Genomic DNA, 267 nt, shown 5'->3' with positions numbered 1-267 from the left:
CCACAAAGACGATGTGGTTGATAGGCCGGGAGTGGAAGTACAGCGATGTACGGAGCGGACCGGTACTAATAGACCGAGGACTTGACTACAAATATTCCTACCGATTGGTAGAGGTCGCTACGTGGGCGACCCGTTAAGAAGAAAACGTTTTTATGTAGTTGTCAGGATACGAAAATCCTGAATAACATAATTCAGTGGCGATAGCTGCGGGGATCCACCTGTTCCCATGCCGAACACAGCAGTTAAGCCCGCAAACGCCGAAAGTAC

At 49.4% G+C, this 267-nt stretch carries 2 rRNA genes; both read left to right on the top strand.

What is annotated here, in order from left to right:
* Positions 1–89: ribosomal RNA gene (locus ACFCTO_RS12225) — 23S ribosomal RNA — on the top strand; the annotation flags it as partial.
* A gap of 101 nt (positions 90–190) precedes the next feature.
* Positions 191–267: ribosomal RNA gene (gene rrf, locus ACFCTO_RS12220) — 5S ribosomal RNA — on the top strand; the annotation flags it as partial.

Source organism: Megasphaera indica, assembly GCF_046614755.1.
GTDB lineage: Bacteria > Bacillota > Negativicutes > Veillonellales > Megasphaeraceae > Megasphaera > Megasphaera intestinihominis.
Note: the sequence above shows the minus strand (reverse complement) of the source record. Positions and strands in the feature narration are given on the sequence as shown.